Here is a 7417-nt window from a genome sequence, read left to right on the forward strand (position 1 = left end):
ATTCGCAAAGATACATATCTTTATTTAATGTACTAATGAGAAAATGTGCTAATGTGCCAATATCAGTGGTGAACTTCCTAAAAAAACACAAAAGAAAAACCAAAGGGTCTTCTTAATGTACCACAATAGAAGTTACGCCAAACGTTTTAGCACATCAGCACATTCGCCAAAGAGCAATTTTTTTAATCGTAGAATTCTTTCTTTGCTGCCGACATTGTATTGAGCATCAGCATAGCAATAGTCATCGGACCTACCCCACCAGGAACAGGAGTAATATAAGAGCATTTAGGAGCAACCTCGTCAAACTTCACATCGCCACACAAACGATAGCCGCGAGGACGTGTCTCATCAGCCACACGTGTAGTACCAACATCGATAACAACCGCGCCCTCATGCACCATGTCAGCAGTAACAAATTCAGGTTGACCAATAGCAGCAACAACAATATCTGCACGTTGACACTCTTCTTTTAATGTTACGCTGTGGCTGTGACAAACCGTCACCGTAGAGTCACCATACTGCTTCTGCATCATCAAGCTAGCCAAAGGCTTACCAACAATATTGCTCCGCCCAAGAATCACACATTTCTTCCCGCTTGTCTCAATATTGTAGCGACGCAGCAATTCGAGGATTCCACGCGGAGTAGCTGATACGAAACAAGGCAATCCGGCACCTAAACGTCCTACATTGATAGGATGGAAACCATCTACATCTTTACGATAGTCGATGGCTTCAATAACCTTTTGCTCAGAAATATGTTTAGGCAAAGGCAACTGAACAATAAAACCATCTACATCAGTATCAGCATTCAAGCGAGCCACACAGGCAAGAAGTTCCTCCTCTGTTACATCATCTTCATAGCGAATCAACGAAGACTTGAAGCCGCAAACCTCACAAGCTTTCACTTTGTTGTTCACATAGGTTTCACTTCCACCATCATGGCCTACAAGAACTGCGGCCAAATGAGGACGTTTCTGTCCTGTTGCCACCATTTTCTCAACTTCTGCTGCCAACTCTGCTTTGATGGCTGCAGCTGTAGCTTTCCCGTCTATTAACTGCATAAGTTTATTTTTAAGGATATATTCCAAACTGAAAAGAGCCTGCATACGATGAAATATGTACACAGACTCTTTGTTATTCTATTTATTAAAATCAGGCATTTCCATACCTTCGGGCATTTTCGGCATCTTTCCCTTAGGCATTCGTGCCATAAGATTTGCCATCTTATTACCCGTCATCATCTTCATCATCTTACGCGTCTGATCGAATTGCTTGATGAGGCGCCCCACTTCCTGCGTACTCGTACCGCTACCCTTTGCTATTCGATTGCGACGACTCGTGTTTAAGATCTCTGGACGGCGACGCTCCTCAGGTGTCATACTCTGAATGATTGCTTCAATTCCTTTAAACGCATTATCGTCAATCTCCACATCTTTCAAAGCTTTTCCAACACCAGGAATCATTGAAGCCAACTCCTTCAAATTACCCATCTTCTTAATTTGCTGAATCTGGGCTAAGAAGTCATTAAAATCAAACTGATTCTTCTGAATTTTACGCTGAAGCCGCTTAGCTTCTTCTTCATCATACTGCTGCTGAGCGCGCTCCACAAGAGTTACAACGTCGCCCATACCCAAAATACGGTCAGCCATACGCGCCGGATGGAAGAAGTCAAGAGCTTCCAGTTTCTCACCCGTACCTACAAATTTGATGGGCTTGTTCACTACCGTACGAATACTCAACGCTGCACCACCGCGGGTGTCGCCATCTAGCTTAGTCAGTACTACACCATCAAAATCGAGACGCTCATTGAATTCCTTTGCCGTATTAACAGCATCCTGACCTGTCATTGAGTCAACAACGAAGAGCGTTTCGTCGGGATTGATACCTTCCTTAATTGCAGCAATCTCGTTCATCATCTGCTCGTCAACAGCCAAACGACCTGCAGTATCGACGATCACTAAGTCATAGTTCTTTGCTTTGGCTTCGCGGATAGCTCGTTGAGCAATCGCAACAGGATCTTTGCAATCTGGCTCACTGTAAACAGGTACTTCTATTTGCTCACCAAGAACCTTCAATTGCTCAATTGCGGCAGGACGATAAACGTCGCAAGCCACGAGCAATGGTTTCTTGTTTTTCTTCGTTTTCATGAGCAAGGCTAGCTTACCACTCATTGTGGTTTTACCAGAACCTTGAAGACCCGACATGAGCACCACTGCGGGATGTCCTTCCACCTTAAAATCGGCAGTCTCACCGCCCATCAACTGTGCCAATTCGTCATGGACTATCTTAACAAGCAATTGTCCTGGTTTTACAGCTGTCAGAACGTTCTGTCCCAAAGCCTTCTGCTTCACATCATCAGTAAAGGACTTTGCCACTTTATAGTTCACATCGGCATCAATCAGTGCACGGCGCACGTCCTTCATAGTCTCGGCCACATTTATTTCTGTAATGCGACCCTCACCTTTCAATATTTTAAAAGACCGTTCTAGTCTTTCACTAAGATTTTCAAACATACATAGTTAAATTTGCGCGCAAAGATACGAAGATTCAATGATGTAAGCAAGAAACACCTTTCCCCTCCTAAAAATATGATATAGCTTCTTGCGCTAAATAACTATTTCTATCATCAGAATATAAAGCTTAATGAGGTTCTTCCAGTGAATAAAAAGGAGCCTTACGGGTATTTGCTATGCAGAGTTTCCATTTTAGACGTATTTTGCACATTTTATCATATTAGGTGCAAAATTTATGCACAAAAAATTTCAAGTTGTGCGTAAATAGTCTACCTTTGCCGCCGTTTCGAACAAGAAACAGGAAAATTAAACAAATTGCTCAATACTGTAATATGAGAAAATTAACACTAGCTACAGCCCTACTGCTGTGTGCTTCTGCTCATGCAGGCGGTTATCTTACCAACACTAATCAGAGCGTAGCTTTCTTACGCAATCCAGCTCGCGATGCAGCCATTGGCATTGATGGTGCCTACTTTAATCCTGCGGGTATCGGCTTTCTCTCCCGTGGTTGGCATCTTTCTCTGAATGTTGAAAGTGCTTATCAAACTCGCGAAATCACTAGTAACTTTGGTTCTGTAAACAATCGTAGTCTCTTTGCTTTGGGACAAGGCAACCCTGCTGATGGCGTGAAAACATTCAAGGGAAAAGCGCAAGCACCTGTATTCCCTACGCTCGATTTGGCAGCAGTTTATAATAAATGGTTCTTCTCCGCTCACTTTGGTATCACTGGCGGTGGTGGAAAATGTACCTATGATAAAGGACTTGGCTCATTCGAAAGCCAAGTGGCAATGCTCCCTGTCATTGTAAACACAGCTTCTAATGCCATTATTGGACAAAATGCAGCTGCAGGTTACTCTTACAACAGCTATGTTAGCGGTCGTCAATACTATATTGGTGGCCAGTTCAATGCAGGCTATAGAATCAACAATAAATTGAATCTCTCATTGGGTGTGCGTGCCGTTTATGCCACTACAAACTATTATGGTTATGTGCGCGACATGAAAGTGATTACTACAACAGGACAAGCTGTTGATCTTTCCACTCTACTCACACAATTCAATATGCCTACGCTTGCTAAGGGCGTTAGCAATTTAACCAAAGACCGCAATCTAAACTGCGATCAGTCCGGCTGGGGTGTAACACCTATTTTGGGTATCGATTGGAAGAGCGGCCGTTGGAACTTAGCTGCAAAGTGGGAATTTAAGACTCGTTTGCGCCTAAAAAATAAGAGTGGAGAAAACACTAGTGGCTTAGACGAATTTAACGATGGCAAGACTATTCCTGCCGACCTTCCGACCATTCTTGCAGGTGGTATTCAATACACAGCACTCAATGACAGCAGCTTGCGTTTTAATGTTGGTGCTCACCTGTATCGCGACAAAGCAGCAACACAGTATCAGCACCGCGAAAACAAACTTGGCGGCGATGGCTTTGAATTCCTTGGTGGTGTTGAATGGGACGTTAAGAAATGGGCTACAGTCAGTCTCGGTGCTCAGTACACTAATTATGGCTTGGGCAAAGGCGACTTCCTGAACAACATCTCTTTCGTCACAGACTCGTGGAGCCTTGGCTTTGGTGCTAAATTCCAGGTTCGAAAGAATATCGCCATCAACGTGGCTTACTTCAAGACCTTCTACCTTGGCTTCGATAAGCACATGAAGGACTACAACGATTTGAAGGGAAATCTTGGAGGACAACTTTCTGGGAAGTTCAAAGCTCTCGGCGATGCAGCTAGAGCAGGACAAGTTAGCTTAACTCCTACTGAACAAGCTGTGATGAGCAAGCTCCCAACAGCTTTAGCAACTTTCAATACAGCAGGTACGGATCGTTTCGACCGCACTAACGATGTATTTGGTGTAAGTTTGGATATCAACTTCTAATAAATATTATCTTGATTTTTTGAAATCCCGTAGGCCGTGAGGTTTGCGGGATTTTTATGGTTCAGCCCCGAATTGCCAATAGCTTTATTACGTTTGAAAATACAATAAGGATGTGAACTGGCGGCCTTATTGCATTGGCTGACGCAATAAGAGTAATTGAGAGAACGATACGAGAATCTAGAAATCAGAAAAAGATTCTCTTCGCCTCGCTTTATTTTTTCGTTGTCACGTTGCCACGTTGTCACAAGCAAAGCATAACGGTCTGAAATAGATTATATTATAGGCGTGACAACTGTGTGACAACAAAATTAAGAGCTAAAGTTGTTGTCACGCGTATAAGTATCTAATTATCAACACATTTTTAAGATCTGTGACAACGTGACAACAAAAATACAAGTTTCTTTATGGCAGGAGAACAGAGACTCCTCTCATTTTTATACCTACCTTTCCTCCTCATCCATACGTAATATTTTGCAATTGAAAAGTATAGTCCCTATCGCAACGGCGAATTTACTAATTAGCCGTTGCCCCTGTCTCTTCTGCCTCTTGATGCTGCAATACGATGGGGTGTATTAATTCGAGAAGTCTCACCTCGGCATTCTTCATACGAGGCACTTCGCGAATTGTTTTTCCCATGTTACAAGCCTGGAGAGCTCTACTAAATAAGCCATGACTAACGGCCAAGATTCGTTTTCCGTCATAGTCATGAAGCAACATATTTATAAAGGTTGCAGCACGCTCAAAAATATGTTCCACAGTTTCCACTGATGGAGGGAAATCATAAGTATCTATATCCGTAATTTTCTTTCCTGTCACCTCTCCCCAATCTCTTTCGCGCAGAATCGGCGTTTTTATCATCGGTAGCTGCAATACTTCATTTAGCAGTTCTGCAGTTTGTACTGTACGGTGTAAATCGCTCACAAACATCACATCGAAATACTGTCCTCTCAGCTCTTCTCCCAAAACGCGAACTTGCTCTTTCCCCTGCTCTGAAAGGTTACCAGGCATCAATCCTTGCAACACTCCTTCAGCATTTTCTATTGTTTCGCCATGACGCACTAAATATAATTGTACCATTTCTCGATTCTTTAATTCTTTATGCGCGACAAAGGTACGCAATTATTCAGCGAAAGAAAATACACCAATGCACCATACTTCCTTTTTCATACGCTATATCCAAAGAGAATCAGACAAAAGCGAACGAAGAGAGCAAAATATCTCAAGGAATGCGTAAATTTGCGAAAAATCAAAAAAAACAAATATTTATGACAAACTCAGTGAAAAATTTAGTGCTACGAGCCTTTTGCCTGTTGGTCTTGGGAGTTATCCTACTTGTCTACTCTAACAGTATAGCTGGTGCTATCGTTCAAGCTATTGGAGCCTTACTCATCGTTCCTGGACTATTCTCTATCGGCAGCCTTTTCCGTGAAAAGAAATCGCAAGGCGAAGTGGCTCTTTCTCTCATTCAAGGAAGTGCTACCATCATTTTAGGAACAATACTCCTTATTTGGCCCTCTATGTTTATCAGTGCTCTTATGTACACTTTAGCAGGCCTTTTGATCCTGGCTGGCACAGCACAGTTCACTTCACGCTGGCAAATGCAAAAACAGGGCATTGAGCTCGACAAACTTTCCTACTTTGTCCCCGTACTCACTCTGTTAGCGGGCATTGTTGTCATAGCTTTCCCTCTAGAGACTGCAAGTATTCCCTTCTGTATCATTGGTGCAGCTTTCTGCCTCTATTCTATCTTGGAATTTGTTTCTGCTTGGCAAATCAGAAAATTCCAGAAAACACATACACACTCAACTATAATTGTTGACGAAGCTGAAGAAACGAAACCTGGAATAGAAGATCAATCAGAAGCATAACCAACTCTCCTTACGCTCATTTCATATTCTAAAAGATGAACGACTCTCAAAAATATCGCTCCAACCTCCTCACTATTATTCTCATTTCCGCCCTGACGCTGATCCCATTTATCGGTTTGACGGACTTCAATACCAAGGGGGAACCTCGCGAAGCCATTGTAGCCGTTACAATGATCGACACTCATAATTGGATTCTGCCGCAGAATAATGGTGATGAGTTTGCCTACAAACCTCCCATGTTCCATTGGCTCGTGGCCACTACCTCAGTTGTTATTGGTAGCGTCAATGAGTTTAGCGCCCGTTTTCCCTCTGCCTTGGCTGGAGTTGTTTTAGCCGTCATGACATTCTGTTTCTTCGCTCGGCGCAAAAACCAGCAAACAGCTCTTCTCACTTCGGTCATTATGCTCACGACATTTGAAGTTCATCGAGCTGCCACAAACTGCCGAGTAGATATGGTACTCACACTCTTTATTGTGCTAGCCCTCTATCAACTCTTCCGATGGACGGAGCGCGATTTACGCGGTATTCCTATTTGGGCTATTCTCTGGATGAGTTGCGGAATGCTGACAAAAGGCCCTGTAGCAATCATCCTACCATGCTTGGTAAGCTGCGTTTATCTCTGGATACAAGGCCGTAGCTTTTGGTTTGTCACTTGGCGGCTTGCCCTCATTGCAATGAGTGCATTGATTCTCCCGTGCCTTTGGTACTATGCTGCATGGCTACAAGGAGGTGATAAATTCTTGTATCTGATTTACGAAGAAAACGTTTTACGCTTCCTCGGTAAGATGCCTTACAGTTCGCATGAGAATGGAGCGTGGTATTATCCCGTCGTACTATTAAGCAGTGCAGTTCCTTATACGCTCATCTGCCTCCTGGCGCTCTTTACCATCCAACGCGAACAATGGCGAAAGCTCCAAGTCTTGAAAAGTGCTTGGTGGAAAGGATTATGGGAGCATATCCGCAAAATGGACAGCGTGGAACTCTTCTCCCTGTTAGCCATTATTCTCATCATCGGCTTCTATACCATTCCCAAAAGCAAACGAGGTGTCTACATCCTCCCCGTATATCCTTTCGTGGCATACTTTGTGGCACGACTAATCGAGTACCTTTCAGCCGTGCGCCCTCGTATTGTTATTTTTTTCGGTTGGGTGTTAGC

6 protein-coding genes are annotated in these 7417 nt (G+C 43.3%); 3 read left to right on the forward strand and 3 right to left on the reverse strand.

Annotated features, from left to right (window positions below):
- Positions 1 to 182: 182 nt before the first annotated feature.
- Both folD and ffh read right to left on the reverse strand, forming a co-directional pair.
- Entirely contained in the window at positions 183 to 1061 is an 879-nt protein-coding gene (folD, locus tag ABLA33_RS06670; protein ID WP_347719700.1) for a bifunctional methylenetetrahydrofolate dehydrogenase/methenyltetrahydrofolate cyclohydrolase FolD, read from the reverse strand.
- Positions 1062 to 1139: 78 nt separating this feature from the next.
- A complete protein-coding gene (gene ffh, locus ABLA33_RS06675; protein ID WP_311490928.1) occupies positions 1140 to 2513 on the reverse strand; it encodes a signal recognition particle protein in 1374 nt (457 codons plus the stop codon).
- 332 nt (positions 2514 to 2845) lie between these two features.
- On the opposite strand from ffh, the gene ABLA33_RS06680 reads away from it, so the two are divergent.
- Positions 2846 to 4393, forward strand: a complete 1548-nt coding sequence (locus ABLA33_RS06680; protein ID WP_347719701.1) for a hypothetical protein — start codon at positions 2846 to 2848, stop codon at positions 4391 to 4393.
- A gap of 513 nt (positions 4394 to 4906) precedes the next feature.
- Here ABLA33_RS06680 and ABLA33_RS06685 read toward each other — a convergent pair.
- Positions 4907 to 5470, reverse strand: coding sequence for a histidine phosphatase family protein (locus ABLA33_RS06685; protein WP_347719702.1), 564 nt, complete (start codon positions 5468 to 5470; stop codon positions 4907 to 4909).
- Positions 5471 to 5658: 188 nt separating this feature from the next.
- Between ABLA33_RS06685 and ABLA33_RS06690 the strand changes: the two genes are divergently transcribed.
- Together ABLA33_RS06690 and ABLA33_RS06695 are read left to right on the forward strand one after the other, a co-directional pair.
- Complete coding sequence (locus tag ABLA33_RS06690) at positions 5659 to 6261, forward strand: DUF308 domain-containing protein (RefSeq protein WP_347719703.1); 603 nt, start codon at positions 5659 to 5661, stop codon at positions 6259 to 6261.
- A 35-nt stretch (positions 6262 to 6296) separates the two neighbouring features.
- On the forward strand, positions 6297 to 7417 hold a 1121-nt coding region (locus tag ABLA33_RS06695; RefSeq protein ID WP_347719704.1), incomplete at its 3' end, for a glycosyltransferase family 39 protein.

The organism is uncultured Alloprevotella sp. (genome assembly GCF_963536905.1).
Classification (GTDB): domain Bacteria; phylum Bacteroidota; class Bacteroidia; order Bacteroidales; family Bacteroidaceae; genus Alloprevotella.